Annotated in this window: 2 protein-coding genes; both read right to left on the minus strand. The window is 50.0% G+C overall.

The features are described 5' to 3' along the window. Nucleotides 1-74: 74 nt before the first annotated feature. Nucleotides 75-836 (minus strand): IS21-like element helper ATPase IstB, encoded by a 762-nt coding sequence (gene istB / locus AAC01S_RS18430; protein ID WP_067625982.1) that lies wholly within the window; start codon nucleotides 834-836, stop codon nucleotides 75-77. Continuing rightward, the coding region (locus AAC01S_RS18435; RefSeq protein ID WP_441394810.1) for a Mu transposase domain-containing protein at nucleotides 836-1,369 on the minus strand (534 nt) is incomplete at its 5' end. The genes istB and AAC01S_RS18435, both read right to left, overlap by 1 nt.

Genomic DNA, 1,369 nt, shown 5'->3' on the forward strand with positions numbered 1-1,369 from the left:
TGTGTTCGTCAAGCGAAAAGTTGACCGGATCGCTGACCGAATTGTTGACCACCCCGGCGAAAAAAAGAAAGTGGCTATAGAGATTGTTTAGTGCGTTTCTGGCTCTCTCGGAATCGGTATGACTCACCTTCAAACACGAGGATGTGTGAGCGGTGAGTAAGTCTGTCGAGCAACGCCGTGGTTAACGCAGTGTCGTGGAATACCTCCGTCCATCGGGCGAACTCAAGATTCGTTGTGATCAGGAGGCTGCCTTTTTCGTAGCGATCTGCGCAAAACTGAAACAGCAACGGACCTCCCTGAGACAATGAGACGTAGCCCAACTCGTCTAGAATCACCAGATCAAACTTGTCCCACGTTTTAAGAAACCGTGGAAGTCGGTACTCCGCCTCTGCTTGGAGCAGTTCCTGTACTAGATGCATTACGCTGGTAAATCGGACTCGGAATCCCGCTGCAATAGCTGCCAGTCCAATCGCAATTGCAGCATGTGTTTTGCCTGTCCCACTCGCCCCCATGCAAACAACATTCTCTCGCCCTTGAATAAACTTCCCTTCTGCTAGCCCAAGAATCTTCGCTTTCGGCAGTGCTGGAATCGCTGTGAAGTCGAATTCCTCTAGAGTCTTTACAGCCGGAAACTTCGCCTGACGTGTGTACGTTTGTAGACGGCTTTGTTGCCTTGAACTCACTTCCTCGTTTAGGCATGCGGCGAGGTACTGAACCATCGTGTGGTTTCGGTTTTGAGCTTCTCGACCTAAAGACTCGTAAGCACGTTTCAATCCCGGCATTCTAAGCTCTTTGCAATGTAGGTCTATCATCGCGGTATAGAGTTCATCATTCATCAGTGCACCACTCCAGTCGCCAAGAGATCGTACTTCCCAGGGTTCTGTTTCTTAAGTCTGTATTGTAGGAGTTCATCAGGAACTGTGGATGTGGTGGGAATGTGTCGCTCAATGTGAGCGCGAATTTGCTCCGCAGTGACGTACTCCGGACCAATAGACTCTATGGCATTCAGGATGTCGTTTGCCGAGTAGGACTGGTGCAAGAGAAGAATAGATAGAAAGTCTTTGTATCCATCGGGACGGGTCTGGGTGATCCGGCGACGGATTTGTTGGTATACCTCAGGCAATTGTCGGACGACAGCTGCGTGGGTAACCGCGTGAGGCTTGTACGCGAGAACAGGCAAATAGTGTTCAAGTTCTAGCATTGTTTGTCCACGTTCATGTCGACGGGTATGCGTTGCAACCACTTTGTCGCGTTCCAAGATTTCAACGCGTTCGGCATATGCTCGTAACAGCAGAGTTTTACCGACGTAATGCGCGGGGACAGAGTATCGGTTCCGGTCAAAGGTCACGAGACAAAGTTTGTTTACAAC

The organism is Alicyclobacillus acidiphilus NBRC 100859, assembly GCF_001544355.1.
GTDB classification, from domain to species: Bacteria; Bacillota; Bacilli; order Alicyclobacillales; family Alicyclobacillaceae; genus Alicyclobacillus; species Alicyclobacillus acidiphilus.

Bases quoted from the DNA above. Each gene is read 5' to 3' on its own strand.
- istB (WP_067625982.1), bottom strand. From the start codon at position 836: ATGAATGATGAACTCTATACCGCGATGATAGACCTACATTGCAAAGAG.